Source organism: Acidovorax sp. Root267 (assembly GCF_001429215.1).
GTDB lineage: Bacteria > Pseudomonadota > Gammaproteobacteria > Burkholderiales > Burkholderiaceae_C > Acidovorax > Acidovorax radicis.
The window spans coordinates 118,923-145,649 of sequence record NZ_LMJC01000030.1; the positions used below are offsets into that span (position 1 = coordinate 118,923).

The window sequence follows — 26,727 nt, forward strand, 5'->3', positions numbered from 1 at the left end:
GTACGAGTGTTCAATAAATTTATACAAACGTATAAACCAGCCTATGCCACGACCAAAATCTGCCCCAAAAACCTCCGTCACGCCGTCCCCCGCCGACGCAGCCCCAGCCCGCAAGCGGGCCGCCAGCCGCAGCGCCGCCAGTGACGAGACGCTGGCGCCCAATCGCCAGGCCAACATCCTGCAGGCCGCCGAGCGGCTGTTTGCCACGCGCGGCTTCCACGGGGTGTCAATCCGCGACATTGCCGACGAAGCCGGTGTGCCGCTGGCCCTGGTGGGCTACTACTACGGGCCCAAGCTCTCGCTGTACCACGCCATCTTCCGCGCCCACGCCGGCTACATCGACGTGCGGCTGCAGTCACTGGCCCAAGCCCAGCAGGCGGCCCCACCCGGTCAGCTGCTGGAGGAAATCGTCAAGGCCTTCGTGCTGCCCGTGCTGGAGGTGGCACGCCAGCCTGCGGGCCACCACTTTCTGCGCCTGCTGTCGCGTGGCATGAACGACCACCTGGAAGAAGACGAGCCCATCATCCGCGAGCTGTTCGACCCACTGGCCCATGCGTTCATCGACGCCATTGCCGCCGCCCTGCCCCAGGCCACCCGCAGCCAGGCCGCCTGGTGCTACCAGTTCGCACTGGGGGCCTTGCTGCACCACGTGAACGACCAGCGCATCGAACGCCTGTCCTACGGCCAGAACCAGCCCGGCGACGAGGCCGCAGCCGGCCCGCTGCTGGTGCGCTTTGTGGCGCAGGGCATGCGTGGTGCCTGTGGCGGTGCGGTGCACTGACTCGGCTCCACGGCCGCCCGCCCCTCCCGCATTCGCCCCATGCGCCAGCCCCGCATGACCCACATCGCCCGTATCCACGCCCCAGCCACCCGCCCCCGGGTGCGCAAAGGCCAGCGCACCACCGCCACCCCAGCGGAATCGGCACGCCAGACCGGCGCACCCTAGCCGCCCCCTTGCAGCGTTCACAAGACGCTGAATAGCCCCGCCCTGCCGAACCCGCCCGTTTCGGAACAGCCGCCTGCGGCTGCGCCGTGGGCCCGTTCGCGCCCGCTTTCCCGACCTACGAACCGAAAGACACCATGACGCCCCGCCATTTCTCCCTTCTTTCCCGACCTGTGGCCCGCCACCGCCTGTGGGCGCGCACCCTGGGCACTGCCACACTGTCCACCGCAGCCCTGGCCGCACATGCCCAGCCCGCCCAGGGGCCCGGCCTGCAGCTCTATGGCCTGGTGGACGCTGCGGTGGGCCGCTTCGCCAGCCCCGCAGGCGGCGTGAATGCACAGGACCGCGCCGTGACCAAGCTGGACGGCGGCGGCATGTCCACCAGCCACTGGGGCGTGCGTGGCAATGAAGACCTGGGGGACGGACTGTCGGCCCAGTTCGAACTCTCCTCCTTTGTGCGCAATGACTCTGGAGCCACCGGGCGCAGTGATGCCCTGCCAGCGCCCGTGAGCGTGGCCGCAGACCCGGTGTTCTCCCGCGCCGCCTGGGTGGGTCTGGCCCACCCCCGCTGGGGACGCGTGCGCGCAGGCAACGTCACGTCGCTGCTGTTCCTCAACGCCATCACGTCCAACGCGTTTGGCGACTCCACCGTGTTCGGGCCGCTCAACCTCACCACGTTCATCGGTGGCCCTTTGACCGGTGGCACCGCCTGGGCCAACTCCCTGGTGTACGACAGCCCCCACTTCGCGGGCTTCAACGGGTCGGTGGCGCATTCCATCTCGGAAGGCCAGGGCGGCGGCAACAGCGCTGCGCGTCTGGCCTACGCCCAAGGGCCCATGGCAGCGTCAATGGCATGGCAGAGCGTTCAGAAAAATCCCACCACTTTTGCGGACGGCACCTCGGCCAACAACACGCGCGCGTGGCAACTGGCGGCGTCGTACGACTTCGAGGTGGTCAAGCTGTTCGCCCACGTGGGCCGCATCGAGAACCGGGGCACGGCCACCACGCCGCTCAACGTGTCGTACCGCGTGTGGGACGTCAGCGCCTCTATGCCCGTGGGCGCTGGCCGCGTGCTGGCGGGCTACGCCGCCCGCCGCACGGGAGACACCGTGGGCCCCGTACCCGCCACGCTGGCAGGTGGCAATGTGGAGCGCAGGGTATTCACCGTGGGGTACGACTATTTCCTGTCCAAACGCACCGACCTGTATGCCATGGTGATGCGCGACAGCACCCAAACCCGCACGCTGCCCGCGCCGCCCTCGGTGGTGAGCGCGCAGGGCACCAGCTTTGCCGTGGGGGTGCGCCACCGCTTCTGAGCTGTTTTTCGGAAAAATCTGCTGAGAGTCCCAAGGTTGGGGCGCCTTCGGGCGCCCCTTTTTTGAGTCACAGTGCTCCCACCGCCTGCCGCAACACACACATAAACTCTCCCGCCGCTTGGTCGTAGTCCCAGCGCGCGGCATAACGGGCCCAGCCTCCCACCGCAGTGCCCGATGCCTCCACGGTCAACACCACCAGGCTGTTGGGGCTGCCGTGGCGCAGTCGGTGCGATACCGCCGTGCCGGCGCGGCAGGCCCACAGGCCCGGCAACGGCTGCAGCACGCCCGGCTCATGCACGTGGCCCGACAGCAGCATCTGGGCGCCCGCCGTGCGCCAGCGCTGCACCGCTTCATCCGCCCGGTGGGGTCGGTGTGCGCGGTCGGTGGGGTCACGGGACACCAGGGGGTGGTGGCTGGCCACAATGCGCCAGGCGTCCGGCGGCGCACGCGCCAGCAGCATGGCCACATGATCGATCTGTGCCGACGAAAGGCTACCCCGCTCGTGCCGCCAGGCGCGGGTGGTGTTGACGCCCACCACGTAAAAGGCGCCCATTTGCCGCACGGGCTCCTGGTCGATGCCGAACTGTTGCGCATACCGCTCATAGGCCCTGCCCCAGCGCATCCACCAGGCAAACAAAGGCAGGTCGTGATTGCCCGCCAGCACCAGATTGGAGCGGGCATGCAGGCCCTGCACAAACCGCGCGGCCTGCTCAAATTGCAGGGCCGTGGCGCGCTGGGTAAGGTCCCCCGACACCACCACCATCGCCACCCCCAGCCGCTGCGCAAGCCGCTGTGCGGCCGCACACACCGCTGGATCGTGTGCACCGAAGTGCAGATCCGACAGGTGCATCAAAACGGTCATCGGTGCTCTCTGCGAGGGTTGAAAATACTGCGTCAAGCGGGCAGCAGGCCTTCTGCCGGAGCGGGCACAAACGCATGGGCTCGTGCCTCATCGGACTGCGCCTGGGGCGCATCATCACGCATCAGCAACGTGGGTGCCACCAGCCACAGCGGCCGCTCGCTCAGGCGGAAATGCAGGGGTGGGGCCATCCATTCACGCTCCCCGTCAAACGCCAGCTTGACCTGGGGTGGGCGCCAGCTGGCTGGGGTCACGGTCAGCTCGGTACAGGCCATGCTGACCACGGCATTGTCTTTGTGCAGCTGCCCCGTGGCCGCATTCCACACCGTGCGCGCAATGGCCCATCGGCCTTGCGGCTTGAGCATCACCACAGCGAGCTTTCCACCGTCGGCCACCATTTGTGCCTGTGGCAAACCCATGCGGTCGAGCTGCAACGGGTTGTTGCCCACAAACAGTGTCGTGACAAGATGCTCTTCCTGCTGGGCCTGGGCACCACGGTGTGTCTTCATCACCACCCGCCAGCGGCGGCCTGCCGAGGGGCGGAACATGCTCCACACCGCAGCCGCCACGGCCACCCAGCGCGAACGGCCAAAACGGCGCGACGCCATTTCGCGGTCGGCCAGCAGCTTGGGGTACAGGCCCACACTGGCATTGACGACAAACATGCGCCGGTTGACAAAGCCTACCTGCACCGGGCGCAGGTCTCCATCGCGCAGCGCCTGCAGCATGTCTTGCACAGCGGTTTCAGGATCCAGGGCCAGGCCATGTTCACGGCTGAAGTAGTTGAACGTGCCCATCGGCACCACGCCCAGCGGCACGCCCGCCCACAGCGCCGCCGAGGCCACCGCATTGATCGTTCCGTCGCCCCCGGCCGCCACCACCAGGCCACAATCGGCCAGGGCCGCCTGCGCAGCGTCGCGCGCCAGCTGCACGATGTCGCCCCGCTGGTCGGGTACATGCCAGACCACGTTGTGCTCTTGCAGGGCGGGCACACCCTCCAATTTCGCACGCAGCAGATCCAGATCGGCACCCGGGCGTTTGGGCACCACCAGATGGATGGGACCGTGGGGACGGACGGGATGGGGATGCTCGGAAGGGGTCATGGTTCGGTAGCGGTGTCAGGAAGCGGCGGGAAATTGCCGGGAACGGGTTGCACCCGGCAGACCCTCTCGCCGTCCTGATTTTTGTAATGCAATGGACTGAATGGTCGCCCAACTGACCTCGTACCGCAGCCAGCAGCTGCGCCCTTGCCCTGTCAGAGGTTGCCGACAGACGTCCCCGTGGCGCCCCGTCGCACAGGGGCGCCATACACCTGTGCTTTGGCGGGATGTAGGGAACTCCGGTACAACGCCCGATTCCCTTAAGGGTCCAGACAATCTGGACGATGAAAGCCGCTGACAACCGATGCCGATGACAACAATGGAACTTCCCGAGCTGGGAGCGCTGCTGGCGAGCCACCCCCTGGAATGGTGGCTTGCAGGCATGGTGGCTGCGGCCCTGTGGGGTGCGCTGGCACTGAGCGGCTTGCGCACGGTGCGGCGCCACAGCCCGCCGCTGCGCCGTTTTTTGCCAGCGCGGGCGCACGGGGTGGTGGTGGCCGCCGTGGGCGCCAGCGCTGGCGCGCTGGTACTGGCGGGCGCCACGATGGCCGAGCTGGCCGAAAGCGGGCGCACGGGGGGCCACTGGGGTGCGCTGGACGACGCCATTGCCGCTGGCCTGCGCGCCCAGGCGGACACGGCCATGCTGAATTGGTTTGCAGCCCTGACCCACATGGGTGACTCATGGGTGCTCACAGGGGCTGCGGTGGTGGTGGCGGTGGCGCTATGGGTGCGCCAGCACCGGCTGCTGGCCACCGGCTGGCTGGTGGCCCTGGCAGGGAACGGTGCACTGACCAAGATCCTCAAAGCGCTGTTTGAACGCGTGCGACCCGAACATGTTCACGGCATCGCGCAGGAGGATGGATTCAGTTTTCCCAGCGGGCACAGCAGCGCGTCCATGACGGCCTACACCCTGCTGGCCTATCTGGCCACGCGGCTGCTGCCGCGCGCCTGGCACCTGCCCGCCGCGATGGCCGCGGGCGCCCTGATCTTCACCACGGGATGGAGCCGCGTGGTGCTGCAGGTGCACTACGCCAGCGATGTGCTGGCAGGCTGGTTGCTCGCCGGTACATGGGTGCTGTGCACGGTGCTGATCGTGGAGAGTGTGTCGCGCTGGCGTGGTGCAGCCCCCTCGCTTGCCAGCAGGTGAGCAGCCCGGCCCACGCACGACTCCGCAGGGCGTGTTGCGGGATCACGGAGCTACCTGCGCTGCCTGCGGAGCTTGCCCCTGGGCGGCCAAAGCAAGCAATGCTCCGCTCAGGCCATCCCTGCCCCAAGACCCTCGTTACCAGGCTGGACACTCGGGCACCACCAGCACCGGCAACATCACGCGGGACGGACAGCCTGGCCCCATGTGAACACTGTTGCGCGCAAGCTTTCGAGGCCCGGCACTGCCCTCGGGAGCCCCGGTATTGGGGTTGACATCAAACCGAGGGAAGTTGCTGCTGGAGACGTCAAGCCGGATACGGTGGCCTTTGCGAAACAGGTTGGAGGTGGGCATGGGCTCGATCGTGATTTCCACCACCGTCCCTGGCTCCATCATCCCGGGCTGCTCCCAAGAATGCCGGTAGCGGCAGCGCAGGATTCCGTCGGTCAGGTTCATCGCGTACCCCAGCGGGTAGTCGTGGCTGGGCGGGTACTGGTCGATCAGCTTGGCTGTGAAATCGGTGTCTGGCGCAGTGGACGACACCCACAGTTCGATCGTGATGGGACCTGTCACCTCCACATCCTGATCGAGTGGCGGCGTTTGAAACACCAGCACGTCGTCCCGGTCAGCCAGCGGCCCAAAGGGTTCCTGCGTGCCAAAAATGCCCTCGCCGGTGCGCTGGTCGTACGCGCCAGCCACCATCAAGGGTTCTCCCGACGTGATGGAACCGCCGATGGTGGGCACCGGGCGCTCCGGGTCGAACTCGAAGGTGGCCTTGCTTTCCTGCTCGGGCACCACCTCGGACAACACTCCCTGCGGGCACAGGTACCAGGGGGTGAAGCTGGTACCTGGCACCGGCCAACCGGTGGCACTGCGCCAGGCTCCACCATGGTCCAACCGGCCCTCGGGCGTGCGCAGCCCAGAGCCCCCGCCCATGCGAAAGTAACGCACGGCATCTTCCTGCCCCTTGGGCAACGGCTGTCCCCGGAGCCAATGGTTGAACCACGCCAGCCGCATTCCCACGTAGTCATCGGCCAGCGTGCCATCGAGCACCGCGGCGTTCCCAAAATCCACGTCGCCGGCGTAAGGGACGCTGCGCTCGCCATGTGTCCAGGGGCCCAGCACCATGCGCGCCTTGCAATCCGGGCGCTGTGAAAGGCCCAGATAGTTGTCGGTCGTGGTCTGCGCATAGGGGTCCCACCAGCCACACATCAGCATGACGGCCAGGCCGTCAAACGCTTCGTAGCGACCGGCCGCATACAGCTCGGGCTGGCGCCAGTAGTCGCTGAAGGTGCCACGCTCCCATTGCCCGAAGAGATAGTCCTCATACTCGGGTGCCCATTGCAGCGGCGAATCTCCCCGGGACCAGGGCAGCCGCTGAAACCAGGCTCCAATGTCAGCCTCATCCAGCGCCCTTCGAGCGGACTCGCTGATGTGGTTGCTACCACTGCGCGCATTGCGCAGCGCCCAAACCGCCTGCTTGAGCTCGAAAGCCCCGCCATGGCGGATGCCCCCTCGGTAGGCATTGGCAAAGCCGCCGCATTCAAGAAACATGGCTTTCAACCCAGTGGGCCGCTGGCTGGCCAGTGCGGTCTGTGTATGGGCGGCATACGAAAGGCCATAGGTGCCAACCTGGCCGTTGCACCAGGGCTGCGCCATGATCCATTCCATCGTATCGGCACCGTCGTGGGCCTCGCCCAGGTACTTGGTGAACTGGCCCTCCGAGTCAAAGCGCCCACGGCAGTCCTGCACCACCACGGCGTAGCCTTCCTGGGCAAAGCGGGCGGCCACCTCGCCGCGCCGCATGGGAGCAGGGTTGGCCGCCGTGCGCTCGCGCCGGGTCTCGGCATCCTTGCCATAGGGCGTTCGTTCCAGCAGCACGGGCAGTGTGTGTGCAGTGGCCGTGGGCAGGTACACGTCGGTGGCAAGGCGAACCCCGTCGCGCATGGCCACCCCATGGGTGTGCCGGGTCACGCCGCTCTGTGTAGCCATTGACTGGGCAGCCATTGAAATCGTCATTGTGTTCATGGACTGGCCCACTCAATCGAGCTTGAGGTTGCGTTCCTTGACCAGCTTGGCCCAGCGCGCAGTGTCGTCCTGCATGAAGCGTGCAAGCTCCTGCGGTGTGGTGGGCGCAGGCTCCGCTCCTTGGGCCACGAGCAGGCTGGCCACCTCGGCATCGACCAACGCGCTTTTGAGCACCTTGCTGATCTTGTGGACCAGATCCGAGGGAGTGCCCGTGGGGGCGAACAGGGCGTACCAGATGTCGTACTCGAAATCCTTCAGGCCCGCCTCGGCCATCGTTGGCACCTGGGGGAATGCCCGCGAGCGCTTGGCGCTTGCCACCGCCAGGGGCACGAGCTTGGCAGACCGGATGTGCGCCGCCACACTGGGCACGGCGTTGATGCCCAGCTGCACGTGGCCCCCCGCCAGTTCGTTCACGGCGGGGCCGCCTCCCTTGTAGGGAATCTGCACCATGCGCGTGCCCGTGGCGGCCTGGAACATCTCCATCGACAGGTGCCCGGGGCTGCCATTGCCGCTGGTGCTGTAGTTCAACGTGCCCGGGCTCTTGCGGGCCAGGTCAATGAGTTCCTGGACCGTGCGGACCTGCAGACTCGGATGTGTGGTCAGGATGGGCACGTTGATCACCACCCGTCCCACGGGCACAAAATCACGCGACGGGTTGTACGAGAGCTTGCTGGACAGCAGCGGCGCCGTCACCATGCCCGAACCAGCCCCCATCAGCAGCGTGTACCCGTCTGCGGGCGCCGAAGTGACCGCCTGAAAGCCGTGCGCACCGGGCCGGTTGTCAATGACGACAGGTTGCCGCCACAGGTCCGACATCTTGCGTGCCACCACACGCATGGCCGTATCCGCAGCTGCCCCTGCCGGAAACGGAATCACGATGCGCACGGGCTTCTCGGGGAACTCGGCGGCATGGGCGGCTTGCGGCGCCGCCAGCATCAGTGCCAACCACGCCAGGCCGGCCACCAGCCGGTGGTGCGTGCACAGCACGAAGCGGCGGCGCGGGGCTGCAGGGTTGGTGGTCGTTCTAGAAATCATGGCGAACTCCTGCGCCGATGGCGCGCACGGACACATTGCTGCGGCTCGAATCGATGCCGTCGCGGTCGATGAAGGCCTGCAGCTCGGTGCGTTTGGACAGGGCATAGGTATAGGCTACCTGCTGGCGCTTGCGCAGGCCGCGCAGCGACGCCTGCACATCGCGCTGCATCACGTTGACCACGATGGCGTGCTGGCCGGCCGAAAAGCGCGTGCCAACCAGCCAGTAGTCCACATCGGCGCGCGTGGTCGCCGACGTCCTGGCGTACGTATCGCGGCCCAGCAGCACATAGGGCTCGATCGCGCCGAAGTCGTAGCGCATGCCGGCCTGCCATTTGCTGGAGAACTCGTTGGCCAGCAGGCCGCCCGGGCGCGTGTCCTTGCCGTAGCCGATGCCTGCCGACCAGGGCCCCTCGGCATAGTTAAGACCCAGGTCCAGCGACTTGGCGCCGTTTTCCTGCTCGGGCGTCTTGGCGTCGCCGCGCAGGTAGTAGCGCGCCCGCAGGTTGACGCCGCCCCAGGTGGGGCTTTGGTAGCCGATGGCGTTGGACGTGCGGTTGCGCGCATTCAGGATGGAGGTGCCGATGGCCGTGGCCCCGGCATCGTTGGCAGCGAAGGATGTGATGCGCGTCACCTGCGAATACAGGGGCGAGCCGGTCGGGTTGGCCGAGTCGAGCCGCCCCAGCGCCACTGTGCCCAGGCCGCCGCGCAAGGCGGCATAGCTGTTGCGAAACGCTGGCGTGGTGGCGGCGCCGGAGTCAGCTTCGAGCCCCATCTCCAGGCCGAACAGGGCGGCCAGGCCATCGCCCAGGTCCTCCTTGCCGCGAAAGCCCAGGCGGGATGCGTTGTCGCGCTCTTCCGTCACGGAACCGGCGTTGCCGGTCTTGACATTGTTGACGGTGAGCCGCACCTGGCCATAGACCTGCAGGTCCTGTGCGGCAGCGGGCACCGCCGCCGAAACGGAAAGGCCGCAGGCGGCCAGCGCGAAGGGAAATGAGCGCCTCATGAAATCTTGCTCCTTGAAGGGGTGGTGCCAGGTTGGCTGATGACGCCGCCGATTCTGTGGAGCGAGGTGCTCGGCCACAACGCTATGACGAACGCTGATGACCCTATGCAATAGACCGCAGGTTTGCGCTGGCGTTGCAGCAGTGCAAAGATGCAGGCCGGCTGCCTGCATACCCGAACGTCTGCCCCTTTTCCACCCCATGAACTTCAAGCAACTCGAGGCCTTCCAGGCCATCATGCTCAGCGGCTCCACCACCGGCGCGGCCGAGCGCATGGGGCTGTCGCAGCCCGCCATCAGCCGTTTGCTGGCGCAGCTGGAGGAAGACCTGGCCCTGCGTCTGTTCGTGCGCGAAAAGGGTCGCCTGAGTCCCACGGCCGAAGCCCATGCGCTGCTGCACGACGCCCAGGTGCTGATGGATTCGGCGCAGTGCTTTCGCCGCCATGCCGAGCAGTTGCGCCTGGGCGGCTTCAAGCGGCGCCTGCTGAAGGTGGCGGTGCCCAGCACGCTGGCCACCACGCTGATGCCGCTGCTGGCCAAGCGCTTCATGCAGGCCCATCCGGACGTGGTGCTGGAGGTGCTGTCAGGCTCGTACAACGACACCGAGCGCGCACTGCTGAGCCGCGATGCGGACATCGGCCTCGTGCGCCTGCCCATGGAGATGCAGGGACTGAGCACCCGCGCCAGCCTGGACTCCGAAGCCGTGTGCATCATGCCCCGGGGCCATGCACTCGAAGGCCTGGCAGAGGTCAGCCCCACCGACCTGATCGACGTCAGCCTGATCCTGCTGGGGCGCCAGCGGCAGATCCGCCACGACATCGACATGGCCTTTCGCCAACGGCGCGTGCAGCCGCGCGTGGCGCTGGAGGTGCACTCCATCAGCGAGGCCTGCGCTCACGTGGCCCAGGGGCTGGGGGTTTCGATCGTGAACGCCTTGCTGGCGCAGCACTGCCCGTACGAGGCGATCACGTCGCGCCCGTTCAGGCCCCGCATCGCCTACCAGCTGGGCATCGCGACGGTGGCCAACGCGACGAACTCGCCGCTGCAGGACACCTTCACCCGGCTGCTGGTGGAGGCGATGGAAGCACCTTCCCCCGCCGTCGCATTGCCTTCAGCTCCCTGAAACTGGCACGCCCCTCGCCAGTGCACCCGTGGAACTGGCTTCTCCAGGCCGCCGGGTACGTCCCCCTCCCGCGCAGCGAGAGAGGGGGAAGGCGCCGCAGGCGACTCAGGGCGCGCGCTCTTAAATCGCCACGAGGTTGCGAATGCCCTTGGCCTCCATCTCGCTACCTGGCCCGCGGGCGATGACCTCGCCGCGCTCCATCACCAGGTACTCATCGGCCAGTTCCTGCGCAAAGTCGTAGTACTGCTCGCACAGCAGGATGGCCATCTCGCCCTTGTCGGCCAGCATGCGGATGACGCGGCCGATGTCCTTGATGATGCTCGGCTGGATGCCTTCGGTGGGTTCGTCCAGGATCAACAGGCGCGGCCCTGGCGCCAGCGCCCGGGCAATCGCCAGCTGCTGCTGCTGCCCACCGGAAAGATCGCCGCCACGGCGTTTGAGCATCTGCTTGAGCACAGGGAACAGCTCGTAGAGGTGCGGCGGCACGGGGGTGGAACCGCTTTTGTAGGCCAGGCCCATGCGCAGGTTTTCTTCCACCGTGAGGCGGCCAAAAATCTCGCGGCCCTGGGGGACAAAGCCGATGCCTGCGCGGGCACGGTCGTACGGCGTGGTCTTGTCGATGGGCTTGCCGTCGAACGTGATGCCCCCGCTCTTGATAGGAACCAGGCCCATGAGGCTTTTGAGCAGCGTAGTTTTGCCGACGCCGTTGCGCCCGAGCAGGACGGTGACCTTGCCGGCCTGCGCGGAGAGGCTCACATCACGCAGGATGTGGGAGCCGCCGTAGTACTGGTTGATGTTTTGGACGGTGAGCATGGTATTTGGAGCCTTTTTGGCCTCTGGCGCTTATCCATCAAGCGCTAGCAGCTATTAATTTAGAAGCATTTGGTGCGCCTGTACTGAGTTCGGATTCCGAGAGTCGTCCCGGCCCCACCCTTCGCAACAGCGCACCGCCCGCAAAGAAAAGAGAGCAGGCAGCATCCATCACCGCCCCAGATACACCTCAATCACCCGCTCATCCGCCTGCACCTGGTCCAGCGTGCCCTGCGCCAGCACGGCCCCATCGCACAACACCGTCACGATCTCCGAAATGGTGCGGATGAACGACATGTCGTGCTCCACCACCATCAGCGAATGCTTGCCCTTGAGCGTCAGAAACAGCTCTGCCGTGCGCGCCGTTTCCTCATCCGTCATCCCCGCCACGGGCTCGTCCAGCAAGAGCAACTTGGGGTCCTGCATCAACAGCATCCCAATCTCGAGCCACTGCTTTTGCCCATGGCTCAGGTTCCCTGCCATGCGCGCCACGCTGTCGGCCAGGTGAATGGTGTGCAGGATCTCCGCCAGCCGGTCCGACTGCGCGGAGTCCAGCCGGAAGAACATGCTCGACTTCACGCCCTTGTGCGTCTTCAAGGCCAGCTCCAGGTTCTCGAACACGCTGAGCTGCTCGAACACCGTGGGCTTCTGGAACTTGCGGCCTATGCCCAAGCTCGCGATCTCCGGCTCGTTGTGGCGCAACAGGTCGATGGTCGAGCCGAAGTACACCGTGCCGCTGTCCGGCCGCGTCTTGCCAGTGATGATGTCCATCATCGTCGTCTTGCCCGCACCGTTGGGGCCGATGATGCAGCGCAGCTCGCCGGGTGCGATGTCCAGGCTCAGGTTGTTGATGGCCTTGAAGCCGTCAAAGCTCACGTTCACGTCTTCGAGGTACAGGATGCGGCCGTGGGTGATGTCCACCTCGCCGGGCGTGGCGATGCGCGAGAAGCCTGCAGCGCGGCCACCGGATTCGGTCTGGCCCAGCGCAGCGGGTGCCAGCTTGGCCTGAATGCGCCTTGCGCCTTCGTCCATCAGATCGGGCGTCATGGCGCGGCTCCTTCAGTCTTCTTGTTTTTCTTCAGCTTCTTCACCAGGCCCACCACGCCATCGGGCAGGAACAGCGTGACCGCGATGAACAACGCCCCCAGGAAGTACAGCCAGAACTCCGGCGCCGTGACAGTGAGCCAGCTCTTGGCACCATTGACGATGAAGGCGCCGACGATGGGGCCGATCAGCGTGGCGCGGCCGCCCACTGCGGCCCAGACCGCGATCTCGATGGAGTTGGCGGCGCTCATCTCGCCGGGGTTGATGATGCCGACCTGGGGCACGTACAGCGCGCCCGCCACGCCGCACATCATGGCGCTGATGGTCCAGATGGTGAGCTTGTAGGGCAGCGGTGAGTAGCCCGAGAACATGACGCGCGTCTCCGCGTCGCGCACCGCCTGCAACACGCGGCCGAACTTGCTGCGCACCAGCCAGCGCGCCAGCAGGAAGAACACCAGCAGCGTGACGCCCGTCATCACGAACAGCAGCATGCGCATGTTCTGCGTGGCAATCGGCTGGCCCAGGATGCGCTTGAAATCGGTAAACCCGTTGTTGCCGCCAAAGCCCGTCTCGTTGCGAAAGAACAGCAGCATGGCGGCGTAGGTCATGGCCTGTGTGATGATGGAAAAGTACACACCCTTGATGCGCGAGCGGAACGCGAAGTAGCCGAACACAAACGCGATCACGCCCGGTACCGCCACAATGAGAAACAGCGTGGCGACGAAGCTGTCGGACAGCATCCAGTGCCAGGGCAGCTCCTTCCAGTCGAGGAACACCATGAAGTCGGGCAGGTCGCTTTTGTAATTACCGTCACGGCCGATCTGGCGCATGAGGTACATGCCCATCACGTAGCCGCCCAACGCGAAGAACAGGCCGTGGCCCAGGCTCAGGATGCCGGTGTAGCCCCAGATCAGGTCCATGGCGAGCGCGCAGATGGCGTAGCACATGATCTTGCCGAGCAGCGCCACGGCGTAGTCCGACAGGTGCAGCGGGCTGCCGGCCGACACCCACAGGTTGAGCACGGGTGCCACGGCGCACACCACGATGAGCGCGACGATGAAGGCAGACCAGCCGCTGCGGGTGAGCAGCGGAGCGGGTGCGGGGAGTTGGATAGCAGGGGTAGTCATAACGGTCTCAATCCGCCGTACGGCCCTTCACCGCGAAGATGCCCTGCGGCCGCTTCTGGATGAAGATGATGATGAACACCAGCACGGCGATCTTGGCCAGCACGGCGCCCGTCCAGCCTTCCAGGAACTTGTTGAGAACGCCCAGGCCCAGCGCGGCATACACGGTGCCAGCCAGCTGGCCCACGCCGCCGAGCACCACGACCATGAACGAATCGACGATGTAGCCCTGGCCCAGGTCCGGCCCCACGTTGCCCACCTGGCTGAGCGCGCAGCCCGCCAGACCCGCAATGCCCGAGCCCAGCGCGAAGGCGTAGGTATCGACACGCGCCGTGTTCACGCCCATGCACGAGGCGATGGGCCGGTTTTGCGTGACGCCGCGCACGAACAAACCAAGGCGCGTCTTGCTGATGAGAAAGGCCACGCCGCCCAGCACCGCCAGTGCAAAGGCCACGATGATCACGCGGTTCCAGGGCAGCTGCAGGTTCTCCATGAGCTGCACGCCGCCGCTCATCCACGAGGGGTTCTCCACGCCCACGTTCTGCGCGCCGAACACGGTGCGCACCAGCTGCTGCAGCATCAGGCTGATGCCCCAGGTGGCCAGCAAGGTCTCGAGCGGCCGGCCGTACAGAAAGCGGATCACGCTGCGCTCCAGCACCGCGCCCATCAGCGCTGACGCCATGAAGGCAGCGGGCACGGCGGCGACCAGGTACCAGTCGAAGGCACCAGGGAAATACTTCTGGAAGATGCCCTGCATCACATACGTGGCGTAGGCGCCGATCATCATCAACTCGCCATGGGCCATGTTGATCACGCCCATCAGGCCATAGGTGATGGCCAGGCCCAGCGCCACCAGCAGCAGGATGGAGCCCAGGCTGATGCCCGTGAACATCGCCGCCAGTCGCTCGCCCCATTGCAGGCTGTCTTCCACCGTCTTGAGTGCCGCCTGCAGGGCGGCCTTGACCTTGGGGTCTTCTTCGCTGCGCAGCTGCTCCAGCAGCACGGTGCGCGTGGCGGGGTTCCCGCTGGTCGCGAGGTGCTGTGCAGCCTCCAGGCGCTTGGCGGCATCGCTGCTGCTCAGGAGGATGCGCGCGCGGATGCTGGTGAGGCGTCCCTTCAGGGCCACATCCTGCTCGGCGGCCAGCGCCTTTTCGACGAGCGGCAGGCGGGCCTCGTCAGTCTCTTCGCGCAGCGCGTCGATGGCCTTGCGGCGCTGGGCCACATCCGTGGACATGAGCTGCAGCGAGGCCAGCGCCGTGTCGAACTCGCCGCGCATGCGGTTGTTGTTGACGATGTCTTCGGCATCGTCGGGCACGGGCACCTCGGCGCCGGTCACGGGGTCCAGCCCCTTGCCATCCTTGACGACGATGGCCTTGTCGCCCGCGATCTTCACCGCATCGTCGCCCATGGCACGGATGAAGGCCACAGTGGCGTCGTCGGGCGTGGCAATGGCGGCCTGCAGTGCGGCGATCCGGTCATCGGTATCACCCGCCGCCATGGCCCGCGCCGCCTCGGCCGTGAGCGCGTGCGCCTGCACCGCTGTGCACAACAGCAGGCAGGCGATCAAGCGAGAAAAGATGGAAGCAAGCATGACGAGAGCTGTGTGAAAAGCAGTGGGCCGCAAAGCACGCGCGATCTAGAAGCGAGGGCCGCCGCGCAAGGGCCGCCCCGCCGCGCTGGCGGCGTCCCCCCTCCCACGCGCAAGCGTGAGAGAGGGGGTGAAGGCGCGCAAGCGCCTCAGGGGGGTGTACCGAATCACAGCTTCGACTTGCCGTCCGGCTCGTCCTTCTTCTTGTCGTTGCCTTCGATGTAAGGAGACCATGGCTTGGCCTTGACGGGGCCGGGCGTCTTCCACACCACGTTGAACTGGCCATCGGCCTTGATCTCGCCGATGAACACGCTCTTGTGCAGGTGGTGGTTCTTCTCATCCATCTTGCTGACGATGCCGCTCGGTGCCTTGAAGGTCTGGCCGGCCATGGCGGCGATCACCTTGTCCACGTCGGTGCTCTTGGCCTTCTCGACCGCCTGCTTCCACATGTTGATGCCGATGTAGGTGGCTTCCATCGGGTCGTTGGTCAGTGGCTTGTCCTTGTGGCCGGCGATGTTCTTGGCCTTGGCGTAGTCCGCCCACTTCTTCATGAAGGCCGTGTTTTCGGGGCTCTTGATGGATTGGAAGTAGTTCCAGGCGGCCAGGTGGCCCACCAGTGGCTTGGTGTCCACGCCACGCAGTTCTTCCTCGCCCACGGAGAAGGCGACGACCGGCACGTCCTTGGCCTTCAGGCCCGCGTTGCCCAGTTCCTTGTAGAAGGGCACGTTGGAGTCACCGTTGATGGTGGAGACCACGGCCGTCTTGCCGCCCTGGCTGAACTTCTTGATGTCGGCCACGATGGTCTGGTAGTCAGAGTGGCCGAAGGGGGTGTACTTCTCGTCGATGTCGCTGTCCTTCACGCCCTTGCTCTTGAGGTAGGCGCGCAGGATCTTGTTAGTGGTGCGGGGGTAGACGTAGTCGGTGCCCAGCAGCACCCAGCGCTTGGCGCTGCCGCCGTCCTTGCTCATCAGGTAGTCCACCGCAGGGATGGCCTGCTGGTTGGGCGCGGCGCCGGTGTAGAACACGTTCTTGGAGAGTTCCTCACCCTCGTACTGCACGGGGTAGAACAGCAGGCCGTTCATTTCCTCGACCACGGGCAGCACCGACTTGCGGCTCACGCTGGTCCAGCAGCCGAAGATGACCGAGACCTTGTCCTGGCCCAGCAGCTGCTTGGTCTTTTCGGCGAACAGGGGCCAGTTGGAGGCCGGGTCCACCACCACGGGTTCGAGCTTCTTGCCCAGCACGCCGCCCTTGGCGTTGATCTCGTCGATGGCCATGAGCACGGTGTCTTTCAACACGGTTTCAGAGATGGCCATGGTGCCCGACAGGCTGTGCAGGATGCCGACCTTGATCGTGTCCTGGGCATGGGCTGGCAGCGCAGACAGGCCAGCGAGCGTAGCGACGGCCGCGAGGGCCTTGAGGGAATAACGACGTTGCATGTGTGCTTCTCCGGTGGTGGTTTCAATCAGTGAATCAATCAAACCGCTTCGCCCGGCGGGCTCCGTGGTGGAGCCGTGGCGGATCGGGCGATGGAATGGATTCTGGAGAGCGGGGCCGGCTTGGGAAATACGCCGGGTGGCGTACACCGCGGCCCGGCTGCAGACAGCCGGGGTCTGCACACCGAAGCTGTGTCGGGTAGGCGAAACGCTATGCATTTAATAGCTTTTAGCGCACTATGGATAAGCGCTGGCGGCAAAAAATACCCAAAATATCAAGTCCCTGGAGTGCCGGTGGAATCCCGGCCGCGGGTTTACGATGTTTGAACCATCGCCCTCTGCACCGGGCCCGCATGCCCTCCAACCAGCCAACCTACGCCACGAAGGAAATGACCCCATGGTGAAACGACGCACAGTGCTCCTCGGTGGCGCCGCAGCAGCGGGCGCGCTGGTCATTGGCTGGGGCGTGATGCCGCCGCGCCAGCGCCTGCACCCGGCCGCCCCCGTGCCCAGTGCCAGCGGGCAGGCAGCGCTGAACGGCTGGCTCAAGGTGGGCGCCGACAACACAGTGACGGTAATGATGGCCAAGTCCGAAATGGGCCAGGGCGCACACACGGGTCTGGCCGCCATCCTGACGGAAGAGCTGGATGCCGACTGGGCGCAGGTGCGGCTGGAGATGGCGCCCATCGACGACATCTACAACAACCTGGCCACCGTGGTGGACGGCTTGCCGTTCCACCCCGACAACGACGGATCGATCAAAGCTGTGGCGGGCTGGCTGACAGCCAAGACCATGCGCGAGGTGGGCGTGATGATGACAGGCGGATCGAGCAGCATCAAAGACCTGTGGCTGCCCATGCGTGAGGCCGGTGCCCACGCGCGCGCCCTGCTGATCCGTGCCGCCGCCGCGCAGTGGAACGTGCAAGCTGCAGAGTGCACGGCCAACGCGGGCGTGGTGGAACATGTGGCCGGCCAGCGCGCCACGTTTGGCGAGCTGGCCGCTCTGGCCGCGCAGCAGCCCATGCCGGGCAAGGTCACGCTGAAAGAACCCGCGCAGTTCAAGCTGATCGGCAAGCCGCTGACGCGCATCGAGGCGCCGTCCAAACTGGATGGCACGGCCGTGTTCGGCATCGACGCCCACCCGCCCGGCCTGCTGCACGCCAGCGTGGTGATGTGCCCCACCCGTGGCGGGAAGGTGACCCGCTTTGATGCAGCCGCCGCCCAGAAGCTGCCGGGCGTGAAACACGTGCTGGCCGTGGCGCCTCACCACGGGGGCACCGGTGGCGTGGCGGTCATTGCCGACACACCCTGGCATGCCAAAAAGGCCGCCGCCGCTGTCACCGTGGAATGGGACCACGGCCCCGCCGCCACGCTGTCGAGCGAGACCGTGGTGGCGCGCCTGGCCCAGGCGCTGGACGAAGCCAAGGGCTTTGGCTACCACAGCGCGGGCGATGTGGACGTGGCCATGCAGGGCGCGGCCACCACCCTCACCGCCGACTACCGCGCACCCTACCTGGCACACGCTGCGCTGGAGCCCATCAACTGCACGGTGCAATTCAAGGACGGGGCCGCCACCGTGTGGACATCCACCCAGGTGCCGGGCCTGGCCCGCATGGCAGCCGCCAAGGCACTGGGCATCGACGAAGAGAAAGTGACCGTGCACCAGCTGCTGCTGGGAGGCGGCTTTGGGCGGCGGCTGGAGGTGGACTACGTGGGCCAGGCCGCCGCCATTGCCAAGGTAGCCGGTGGTGCGCCCGTGCAGACCCTGTGGACCCGCGAGCAGGACACGCAGCACGACTTTTACCGCCCTGCCTGCATGGCCCGCTTCAAGGCCGGGTTTGATGCACAGGGACAACTGGTGGCGTGGCACAACATCTCCGTGGGCCAGGCCATCGTGCCGCAGGTGCTGGTGCGCACCTTTGGCCTGGCGGGCGCTGGCCCCGACAAGACCACGTCCGAAGGTGCCTTCGACCAGCCCTACGAATGGCCCCATGCGCGCATTGCGCACGAGATCATCGATTTACCGCTGCCCGTGGGCTTCTGGCGCTCGGTAGGGCATTCGCACCAGGCGTTTTTCAAGGAAGGTTTTGTGGATGAGGCCGCCCACGCGGCCAAACAAGACCCCGTGGCCTTCCGCGCAGCGCTGCTGCAAAAACACCCACGCCACCTGACAGTGCTGAAAAAGGCGGCCGAACTGGCGGGCTGGGGCAAACCACTGGCACCGGGCGAGGCAGGCGAGAAGCGTGCGCGCGGTGTGGCGCTGCACCAGTCGTTCGGCTCCATCGTGGCGCAGGTGGCCGAGGTGTCGGTAGGTGCCGACAAGGCCATCCGCGTGCACCGCGTGGTGTGCGTGATCGACTGCGGCGCCGCCATCAACCCCAACCTGATCACGCAGCAGATGGAAAGCGCCGTGGTGTTTGGCCTGACGGCGGCGCTGTATGGCGAGATCACCCTGAAGGATGGACAGGTGCAGCAAAGCAATTTTCACGACCTGCCGCTGCTGCGCATGGCTGACTGCCCGCGTGTGGAGACCCACATCATCGACAGCGCCGAGCCGCCCGAGGGCGTGGGCGAGCCCGGCGTGCCGCCAATTGCGCCTGCGGTGGCGAATGCGCTGTTTGCCCTGACCGGGCAGCGCCTGCGCGCCCTGCCCCTGAAACTGGCCTAAGGAACCCCATGCCCACTACCCTGCGCATCAACGGCAAAGCCATCTCCATCAACGCCGAACCCGACACCCCGCTGCTGTGGGTGCTGCGCGGCGAGTTGCATCTGAACGGCACCAAGTTCGGCTGCGGCATGGCCCTGTGCGGCGCCTGCACCGTGCACCTGAACGGCGAGCCCGTGCGAGCCTGCATCACGCCCCTGTCGGCCGTGGGCGATGCCGACATCACCACCATTGAAGGCCTGCAAGGCCCCGAAGCCACGGCCCTGCGCACCGCGTGGACGGTGCTGGATGTGGCGCAGTGCGGCTACTGCCAGAGCGGGCAACTCATGTCGGCCTGCGCGCTGCTGAAGAAAACACCCAAGCCCAGCGATGCCGACATCGATGCCGCGATGGGCGGCAACGCGTGCCGGTGTGGCACCTACCCGCGAATCCGGGCGGCGATCCATCAGGCGGCGGGGACGGGCACGGGAAAAAGCCCAGCGAGCTGATCCCCATATGCTCTGTTTTTTATAGCAATCAGCAAATATAAGTAAAGCGCTGCAACCCGTTTTCACTTGAATTTCCGGGCGCTTGACAGCCGCAGGGCGGCCTCTGCCCCGGCCTGCAGCCCGGTCTACACCCAGCCCTCCACGCAGGCCCGTTAGAGTAGCGGCCTTGCCCGCCGGCCCCTCATTTCCCCATACACCCATGTCCAACCTCGTCGTCCACGGCGGCACCCCGCTTCGGGGCCGCATCACCCCTTCTGCCAACAAGAACGCGGTGCTGCCCGTGCTGTGCGCCACGCTGCTCACCAACGAACCGCTCAGACTGCTCGGCGTGCCCGACATCACCGATGTGCGCAAGATCCTCGACATCTTCCGCACCCTGGGCAGCGAGGTGCTGATGGACCACGCCACCGGCACACTCGACCTGCACCACCACGCCACCACCTTCGACGCCGCCCACCACCGACTGCCCGAAGAGATGCGCTCGTCCATCATGCTGGTGCCGCCGCTGCTGGCGCGCTTTGGCGTGGCGCGGCTGGAGGACAACGTGAAAGGCTGCACGCTGGGCGTGCGGGAGATTGATCCGCATGTGGAGGTGTTCCGCCGCTTTGGCGGCACGGTGGAACGGGCCGAGGGCTCGCTGCTGATCCGCAGCGCGGGCCGGCTGCAGGCGAACCACCATTGGCTGGACTATGCATCGGTGACCACCACCGAAAACTTCGTACTATGCGCGGCCACGGCCGAGGGTACATCGGTGCTGACCAACGCGGCGTCGGAGCCCCATGTGCAGGAGTTCTGCCGCTTCATGGCCATGATCGGCGTGCACATCGAGGGCATCGGCACCTCGCGCATCACAGTGCATGGCGGCACGGCCCTGCGTGGCGGGGAGTTCCGTTTCGACGAAGACTTCCACGAGATCACGACCTTCCTCGCCTTGGGCGCGATCACGGGCGGCGATGTGGTGGTGAAGAACAGCGCGCCCGAGAACTTTCCGCTCATCGACCGCACGTTTGCCAAGTTCGGCGTCACGATCACCCACAAGGACGGATGGTCGCGCGCGCATTGCGACGGCCCGCTCAAGGTGCAAACGCCATTCACCAGCAATGTGCTGACCAAAGTAGAGGCTGCGCCCTGGCCGTACTTTCCGGTGGACCTGCTGCCCATCTTCATCGCCCTGGGCGTGCGCGCCGAGGGCAACGCGCTGTTCTGGAACAAGGTGTACGACGGGGCGCTGGGCTGGGCGGGCGAGCTGTCGAAGTTTGGCGCACACGTGTTCCAGTCCGACCCGCACCGCCTGGTCACCTTTGGCGGCAACCCCCTGAGCCCGGCCGTGGTCGAGAGCCCCTACATCATCCGCGTCGCGATTGCGCTCTTCATGGTGGCGGCGAGCACGCCTGGGCGCTCTGAGATCCGCAACGCCACGCCGATCCGCCGTGCCCACCCGCACTTCGTGGAAAACCTGCGCAGCCTGGGCGTGCAGGTGGAGTGGACCAGCGAGGAGTGAACGGCGGAGTCCGCTGCCTCGGGGCGGCGAGGTGCTGCCGCGCCAAGGGCACGCTCCAGAAAGAGCGGGATACGCCGAACGCTGGGTGGAAAACGCCTGACGCGCAGGGCCGCAGCTTGTCAGCGGCGATCCTGCCGGCTCGGTCCTGTCACTGCTTCAGCGCCGAATCCCAGTGCTCCACGATCTTGCCGTTTTCGATGCGGAACATGTCGAACCAGGTGGTGGTGTATTTGAGCGAGGCGTCCTTCGGGTCGGTGTATTCGCGCACAAAGCTCAACATCACCAGATCACGCTCTGCCGTGATGGAGACCAAGGGTGCCTTGACGCGGTCCTGCGCAGGGAGCGGTGCAGGAATCCTGCGGGAGACAAACCCCACCAGGGCACCCCGGCCATTGGGCACATTGGGGTTGTGCTGGATATACGACTCGGCCACATACTTTTCTGCCAAGGCCACATTGCCGGACTCAAACACCTCGCGCCAGAAGTCATACACCAGGCGCTTGTTGGCGGCCAACTGCGGGTCACTGCTGGCCAGCATGGGCGCGTGGTCCGGGTTGGCGCTGACGGGTGTCTGGGCGAAGGCGGGCATGAAGCAGCTGAGGGCCAGTGCGGCACCGGCCAATACGCTGGAGGTGGACATCGGTAGAGCCTTTAAAAAGATGGGATTCAAAAAAGTGGCAGCATGAAAGTCGGGGGCGGGTTATTCACCATCCGGCCCGACCGGTCTCTCCAACCACGCGCCGGGTCCATGTCGGAGATCGGGTCTCGGGCCGAAGTTCCACCCCAGGTTAGTCGGCCTTCAGCGCCTCACGCACCATCGCACTGTCCACATACAGCTCCATGCCAAAGAGCTTCCGTGCTGCCGCTGGTACAGGAGCCCTCCGCAACACCCATATGACACGCTGCAGCCGCCCAGGGTCGCGCATCCACTGATGCACTAGAAGGGCTGGTTCGCGAAGCGGGACGAACGGAGGAATGGACCAGGGAGCGGAATCACGCCACCAGCACGCCACCAGCGGTTTCATCAGGGTCGATCAGCACATGCACCGCCGCGGCGCCACCCTGCTGCACATCGGCGCAGTACACGGCGTTGCGCCCTGTGTCCTTGGCACGGTAAAGCGCCTTGTCGGCCCGGTTCACCAGCTCATCAAAGCCAAGCCCCGAGCCCTTGTGCAGCGTGGCCACGCCGACGCTCACCGTGACAGAAACGCTCGCCCCCTCGTCATTGACGGGCACGCTCAACGCGGCCACTTCGCGGCGCAGTGATTCGGCCACGCGCAACGCGCTGACGCCATCGGTTTCGGGCAGGACGATGACAAATTCCTCACCCCCAAAGCGCGCCACGATGTCCACGCCGCTGCGCTTGCGCGCGGCGCATGCCTCGGCCACGGCGCAGATCACACGGTCGCCCGCAAGGTGCCCCCAGGCGTCGTTGACCGCCTTGAACAGGTCAATGTCCACCACCATCAGCGACAGCGGGTGGTCAAAGCGCTCGGTGCGTTTGCATTCGTTGGCGCCCAGCTCCATGAGCGTGCGCCGGTTGGCCAGACCGGTCAGGGAGTCATTGGCGGCCAGCAGCTCCAGGGCGGTATTCAGTTCTTGCAGCAGCTTGTTCTGCTCCAGCAACTGCTGGTTGATCTGGGCGATCTCGTCTTCTTTTTGCTTGCGGTCATGGATGTTGAAGGTGACGCCAATCAGCCGCTTGCCAGGGGTAGCGCTGTTGCGATCCATGATGCGGCCGTAGTTGGCAAACCAGATCCATTCGCCCGCCTTGGAGCGCAGCCGGAACTCGGCGCGGTACTGCGGCGTGATACCTGCCACATGGTCGGCCACCGCCTGCTTGACCCTGTCGAAATCACCGGGGTGAAACAGGCCAAAGATGTCCTGCACGCCCGACACAATTTCATCCTGGGTAAAGCCCAGCTCCAGGAACGTCTTTGTGGCCTTGTGGGTGACTTGGCCGCTCACGAGGTCGTTCTCCCACAGGTCCAGACCGGCGGCTTCCAGCACCAGCTCCAGCCGCTCCTTGTTCAGGTCTGCTTCATCACCCATGGCGGCGAAACCCTTGATTCTTCAGGCCGACGGCATGGCCCCGGCATAGCCCATATTGCGCAGCAACGCGGCAAACGACGCCACGACACCCGGGGTGTTGTAAAGCTGGGGCGCCGTTTGCACGGCGATCACGCTCACCATCTGGCCCGTGCTTTTGCCGGTGGCGGCATCAAAGTACAGGGCCAGGTCGTCGCTGGCGTTGGAGAAGCCGCGCCCCGTGCTTTCCGAGTAGTAGCAGATGGAGTCGGGGGCAATGATGTCGGGGGTCATGCTCGCAGACGAGTACATGATGAGATTTTCGTTCAGGTTGTACAGATAGTGGGTCTCTGTGCTCAGGCTCGGGTCCTGCGCGTTGTCCAGGCGAATGATGCCCGAATCGAGCGACGCACTGGACGTGGACTGCGTGACCGAGGTGATGAAAAAATTGGTCACCACCGCGCGGGCAGTGCGGCCAGTGATGAGGGCAATGGCATCTGCCACGGCCGCAGTGGCGGGCGGCGTGGCGGCCTGCAGCAGAAACTGCCCCAGCCCCCGCGCCTGCTCCAGCGTGCCCGGAATGTAGCTGCCCGACAACGCAAAACCGTTGCCCGCGTTGGAGGGCCACATGGCAATGCCCGAATACCCGCCAAACCCGGCCACCACCCCACCCGCCAGGGTTTCCACGCGCGCTGCGGTGGAGGCGCCCAGCACGGCGGATTCCAGATCCACCAGGGTGGAGGCATCACTGGCCAGTGCGGCGGGGCACGGCGCCAGTTGTGCACCGCCGGTGTAGGTGGTCTGGGGCAGTTCGGGCACGGCACGGCCAGCGCCATCGCCGTTCACCACCCAGACCGCGCCCTGCGACATGGCCGCGCCAATGAGCGGCACCAGGGAGTTGATGGGCCCGATCTCCACGGGGATCAAGGCGCCCAGCAGGGCCCCCGTGCTGGCCTCCATCACGGCCACGGTGTTGCTGACCGAGTTTTGCACCGCCGACAGCGTGAGGCTGTCGGCCGCATCGGGCGAGCCCATGATGGCCAGCACACAGGCATTGGTGGCGCCGTCATAGTCCTGCACCGTGACGGTGCCGCTCCAGCCCTGGCCGGCCAGCTCCTGAAGAATCGAACAGGCGTCGCGGTAACTGCCGCCCCCTCCGCTGGCCAGCACGGCAGCACCCGCCGCAATCGATTGGAAATCGGCCAGCCCATAGTTATAGACAACACCCATCTGACGCCCCTCTCTTTTGGTATGGAAGGCACGATACGCCTGCCCGGTGGGTTGTCAATCCGCTGCATCCCATGCGGTGCCAAGGCGCAAACGTGGTACGCACTTGGCCAATCGGCTCGCAAGTTCTGCGCCCACAAACCACCCTTCCAACACCCGTTGCTGGGGTGCCCCAGGGCGGAAAGCACTCTGGTCTCGCGGTGCGCCATCGCCTATGCTCTGCCTACGTTGCAGTTTTGTTGTTGTTTTTCCTGGCAGATGCCTACACACACCATGAGCCTCCCCGATAAATCCACCGTCTACGGCACCGAAGACCTGCTGATCAGCCTGTGCAACTCCGTCACCCGGGTGCTGAACGTGGCCACCCACAGCCAGATCCATTACTCCGGCATGGTGCAGCGCATCAGCAAGACCTGCCTGAAGCCCGACATCGGCTGTTTTGTGCTGTTCGATGGCGGCTTCTCGGGCTTGGTCATCATCAACTTCTCGGCCCAGGCCGCGATGGAGCTGTATGCCAACTACCTGCTGAACATGGGCATGTCCAAGGACGACCTGGTCAGCTCCTACACGTCGGACGAAGTGAGCAACGTGATGGGCGAGCTCATGAACCAGGTGGTGGGCGACTTCACCGGCAAGGTGCGCCGCGAGCTGCAGACCCACATCACGCAGAACCAGCCCAAGATGCTGGTGCTGAACAAGCAGGTGATGCTGAGCGTGGACGCCAACCTGGACAAGCCCGAAGCCCGGCGCGTGACCTTCTACACCAGCAACAACAACATCTTCTACCTGGAACTGGCGATCGACCGCACCGAGTTCATCAAGCTTTACGACTTCGAGGCACAGGAAGTGCCGGACGCCGACGCGCTGATGGCCCAGTCGCAAGAAGCGCCCCCCGTGCCCGCGCCGCCACCTGCGGGGCAGGATGACACGGATGCGCTGCTGAAGTCGCTGGGGATGTGAGCGGCAGGAGCTGCGCGATTTGTCAAAAAAGATAGCTGACTGCGCTTGTCTATCAAGCGCCAAAGCTGTTTTTGACTAAAGGTCTTTAGCCCCCTGGGCATAAACTCAACGCGCTGCACCAGCGCCATAGCCCTCGACGCCTCATGCCCTTCACCCCGTTTCACATGGGCGCAGGCCTGGCAGCCAAGGCACTGGCCGGGCGCCATTTCAGCGTGCTGACTTTCGGCATCGCCCAGTTGGCCATGGACATCGAACCCCTGGTCGGCATGCTGCGCGGCGCCCCCGTGCTGCATGGCCCCACCCACACCTACCTCGGCGCCGTGCCCATAGCGTGCGTGACCGCAGCGCTGGCGCCCTGGCTGTGCCGCCCGCTGCTGCGGCGCTGGAACCAGGAAGTGCTGCACTATCGGATGCCCTGGCTGCAGGAGAGCGAACGCTGGAGCCCACAGGTTGTCCTCGCCAGCGCGCTGGCCGGAACCTTTTCGCACGTGTTGCTTGACAGCGTGATGCACCTCGACATCCGGCCTTGGGCGCCGTGGTCGGACACCAACGGCCTGTACGCGGCCATCTCGCTGTCTGCACTGCACCTGCTGTGTGTGGCAGGCATGGCGGGCGGCGCTCTGGGCTGGGTGGCATTGCAGTGGCTCCGTAGCCGCCGCGCTGTGCAGCGGCAACGCCACAACACCTGATACGGCAGGCACCGCGCCGTTATTCCCCTGCCTGGCGTCCTACAGGCGCGCACCGATGCTGCCTACGCACAGGGAACGCGCACTGGGTAGATTGGCTACCAGCGCCCTGTGCTGGCGCGCCCACCCTCCTCTCCAGCCCCCACCAAGGAGCCCGCCATGCCCCAAGCCCTATGGAGCGCCAAACGCGAACGTCAGTACCAACACATCAAGGACAGTCTGCTCGAACGCGGCAAAGACGAAGGCACGGCCGAGGAAATCGCGGCCCGCACGGTCAACAAGGAACGGGCACAGCACGGCGAAAGCAAAACCGCCAACCCCCAGACCTTGCGCGCCACGCCCGCGCCCGTTCGCGGGGGAAGGAACTCGCACCGGGGCCCGCAGGGCCGCACCCGGGTTCAGCTCTACGAGGACGCAAAGCGCCGGGGGATCAAGGGGCGGTCCCGCATGAACAAGCAGCAGTTGGAGGAAGCCGTCGGGCGCTGAAGGCATGCATGGATGCCAACAGCTGCGTGACGGGGGGCGCAGAAGGCGGCGAAAAGAACCTGCTGCAGAGCATTCCTAAATTGATAGCTTTCAGCGCTTTATCCTCTAGCGCTAGCGGCCAAAAACACTTGAAGAT

The 26,727-nt window shown here is 65.7% G+C and carries 24 protein-coding genes; 11 read left to right on the forward strand and 13 right to left on the reverse strand.

The features are described from left to right. Nucleotides 1–43: 43 nt before the first annotated feature. The 3 genes from ASE39_RS19160 to ASE39_RS19165 all read left to right on the forward strand — a co-directional run bounded on the left by ASE39_RS19160 (nt 44) and on the right by ASE39_RS19165 (nt 2,259). Complete coding sequence (locus ASE39_RS19160) at nt 44–781, forward strand: TetR family transcriptional regulator (protein WP_010461769.1); 738 nt, start codon at nt 44–46, stop codon at nt 779–781. Nucleotides 782–820: 39 nt separating this feature from the next. Next, nucleotides 821–946: a hypothetical protein gene (locus ASE39_RS27310; RefSeq protein ID WP_010461771.1), complete on the forward strand. Its 126-nt coding sequence runs from the start codon at nt 821–823 to the stop codon at nt 944–946. 134 nt (nt 947–1,080) lie between these two features. Beyond that, entirely contained in the window at nt 1,081–2,259 is a 1,179-nt protein-coding gene (locus ASE39_RS19165) for a porin (protein ID WP_242421497.1), read from the forward strand. Nucleotides 2,260–2,326: 67 nt separating this feature from the next. On the opposite strand, the gene ASE39_RS19170 is transcribed toward ASE39_RS19165, so the two are convergent. After that, complete coding sequence (locus ASE39_RS19170; protein WP_057228743.1) at nt 2,327–3,121, reverse strand: metallophosphoesterase; 795 nt, start codon at nt 3,119–3,121, stop codon at nt 2,327–2,329. 32 nt (nt 3,122–3,153) lie between these two features. Further along, entirely contained in the window at nt 3,154–4,221 is a 1,068-nt protein-coding gene (locus tag ASE39_RS19175; protein ID WP_057272192.1) for a diacylglycerol kinase family protein, read from the reverse strand. Between the two features lie 316 nt (nt 4,222–4,537). Between ASE39_RS19175 and ASE39_RS19180 the strand changes: the two genes are divergently transcribed. Then, nucleotides 4,538–5,365 carry a phosphatase PAP2 family protein gene (locus tag ASE39_RS19180; protein WP_057272193.1) on the forward strand — a complete coding sequence of 276 codons (828 nt, stop codon included), beginning with the start codon at nt 4,538–4,540 and terminating at the stop codon, nt 5,363–5,365. A gap of 135 nt (nt 5,366–5,500) precedes the next feature. Here the strand turns inward: ASE39_RS19180 and ASE39_RS19185 are convergent, their stop codons facing one another. From ASE39_RS19185 to ASE39_RS19195, 3 genes are read right to left on the reverse strand one after another with little or no spacing between them, the layout of a single operon-like run. After that, a complete protein-coding gene (locus ASE39_RS19185; RefSeq protein WP_057272194.1) occupies nt 5,501–7,369 on the reverse strand; it encodes a CocE/NonD family hydrolase in 1,869 nt (622 codons plus the stop codon). Nucleotides 7,370–7,402: 33 nt separating this feature from the next. Then, entirely contained in the window at nt 7,403–8,425 is a 1,023-nt protein-coding gene (locus tag ASE39_RS19190; RefSeq protein ID WP_010461782.1) for a tripartite tricarboxylate transporter substrate binding protein, read from the reverse strand. Beyond that, a complete protein-coding gene (locus ASE39_RS19195) occupies nt 8,415–9,428 on the reverse strand; it encodes a porin (protein WP_057272195.1) in 1,014 nt (337 codons plus the stop codon). Before ASE39_RS19195 ends, ASE39_RS19190 begins: the two co-directional genes overlap by 11 nt. 199 nt (nt 9,429–9,627) lie before the next feature. Between ASE39_RS19195 and ASE39_RS19200 the strand changes: the two genes are divergently transcribed. Continuing rightward, on the forward strand, nt 9,628–10,548 hold the full coding sequence (locus tag ASE39_RS19200; RefSeq protein WP_057272196.1) for a LysR family transcriptional regulator: 921 nt from the start codon (nt 9,628–9,630) through the stop codon (nt 10,546–10,548). A gap of 120 nt (nt 10,549–10,668) precedes the next feature. Here the strand turns inward: ASE39_RS19200 and urtE are convergent, their stop codons facing one another. From urtE to urtA, 5 genes are all read right to left on the reverse strand, one after another. After that, a complete protein-coding gene (gene urtE / locus ASE39_RS19205; protein WP_057228753.1) occupies nt 10,669–11,361 on the reverse strand; it encodes an urea ABC transporter ATP-binding subunit UrtE in 693 nt (230 codons plus the stop codon). 168 nt (nt 11,362–11,529) lie between these two features. Beyond that, nucleotides 11,530–12,405 carry an urea ABC transporter ATP-binding protein UrtD gene (urtD, locus tag ASE39_RS19210; RefSeq protein ID WP_010461788.1) on the reverse strand — a complete coding sequence of 292 codons (876 nt, stop codon included), beginning with the start codon at nt 12,403–12,405 and terminating at the stop codon, nt 11,530–11,532. After that, nucleotides 12,402–13,529 carry an urea ABC transporter permease subunit UrtC gene (gene urtC / locus ASE39_RS19215; RefSeq protein ID WP_057272197.1) on the reverse strand — a complete coding sequence of 376 codons (1,128 nt, stop codon included), beginning with the start codon at nt 13,527–13,529 and terminating at the stop codon, nt 12,402–12,404. Before urtC ends, urtD begins: the two co-directional genes overlap by 4 nt. A 7-nt stretch (nt 13,530–13,536) precedes the next feature. Continuing rightward, nucleotides 13,537–15,117, reverse strand: a complete 1,581-nt coding sequence (gene urtB / locus ASE39_RS19220) for an urea ABC transporter permease subunit UrtB (RefSeq protein ID WP_057272198.1) — start codon at nt 15,115–15,117, stop codon at nt 13,537–13,539. Nucleotides 15,118–15,281: 164 nt separating this feature from the next. Continuing rightward, entirely contained in the window at nt 15,282–16,553 is a 1,272-nt protein-coding gene (gene urtA, locus ASE39_RS19225) for an urea ABC transporter substrate-binding protein (RefSeq protein WP_057272199.1), read from the reverse strand. Between the two features lie 394 nt (nt 16,554–16,947). On the opposite strand from urtA, the gene ASE39_RS19230 reads away from it, so the two are divergent. From ASE39_RS19230 to ASE39_RS19240, 3 genes are all read left to right on the forward strand, one after another. Further along, nucleotides 16,948–19,218 (forward strand): xanthine dehydrogenase family protein molybdopterin-binding subunit, encoded by a 2,271-nt coding sequence (locus ASE39_RS19230; RefSeq protein ID WP_057272200.1) that lies wholly within the window; start codon nt 16,948–16,950, stop codon nt 19,216–19,218. Between the two features lie 8 nt (nt 19,219–19,226). Continuing rightward, a complete protein-coding gene (locus tag ASE39_RS19235; RefSeq protein WP_010461796.1) occupies nt 19,227–19,703 on the forward strand; it encodes a (2Fe-2S)-binding protein in 477 nt (158 codons plus the stop codon). Between the two features lie 199 nt (nt 19,704–19,902). Then, nucleotides 19,903–21,204, forward strand: a complete 1,302-nt coding sequence (locus ASE39_RS19240) for a UDP-N-acetylglucosamine 1-carboxyvinyltransferase (protein ID WP_057272201.1) — start codon at nt 19,903–19,905, stop codon at nt 21,202–21,204. Nucleotides 21,205–21,352: 148 nt separating this feature from the next. Here the strand turns inward: ASE39_RS19240 and ASE39_RS19245 are convergent, their stop codons facing one another. From ASE39_RS19245 to ASE39_RS19255, 3 genes are all read right to left on the reverse strand, one after another. Next, complete coding sequence (locus ASE39_RS19245) at nt 21,353–21,844, reverse strand: nuclear transport factor 2 family protein (protein ID WP_057272202.1); 492 nt, start codon at nt 21,842–21,844, stop codon at nt 21,353–21,355. A gap of 353 nt (nt 21,845–22,197) precedes the next feature. Beyond that, on the reverse strand, nt 22,198–23,256 hold the full coding sequence (locus ASE39_RS19250; protein ID WP_057272203.1) for a sensor domain-containing diguanylate cyclase: 1,059 nt from the start codon (nt 23,254–23,256) through the stop codon (nt 22,198–22,200). Nucleotides 23,257–23,277: 21 nt separating this feature from the next. Next, the gene (locus ASE39_RS19255; RefSeq protein WP_057272204.1) at nt 23,278–24,462 is read right to left on the reverse strand and encodes a DUF917 family protein; all 1,185 of its coding nucleotides are present in this window, start codon (nt 24,460–24,462) and stop codon (nt 23,278–23,280) included. A 270-nt stretch (nt 24,463–24,732) separates the two neighbouring features. Between ASE39_RS19255 and ASE39_RS19260 the strand changes: the two genes are divergently transcribed. The 3 genes from ASE39_RS19260 to ASE39_RS19270 all read left to right on the forward strand — a co-directional run bounded on the left by ASE39_RS19260 (nt 24,733) and on the right by ASE39_RS19270 (nt 26,591). Continuing rightward, nucleotides 24,733–25,419, forward strand: a complete 687-nt coding sequence (locus ASE39_RS19260) for a DUF3334 family protein (protein ID WP_010461806.1) — start codon at nt 24,733–24,735, stop codon at nt 25,417–25,419. Between the two features lie 143 nt (nt 25,420–25,562). Continuing rightward, nucleotides 25,563–26,108, forward strand: a complete 546-nt coding sequence (locus tag ASE39_RS19265) for a DUF4184 family protein (RefSeq protein ID WP_082615511.1) — start codon at nt 25,563–25,565, stop codon at nt 26,106–26,108. 156 nt (nt 26,109–26,264) lie between these two features. Next, on the forward strand, nt 26,265–26,591 hold the full coding sequence (locus ASE39_RS19270; RefSeq protein WP_057272206.1) for a hypothetical protein: 327 nt from the start codon (nt 26,265–26,267) through the stop codon (nt 26,589–26,591). The last annotated feature ends 136 nt before the right edge of the window (nt 26,592–26,727 follow it).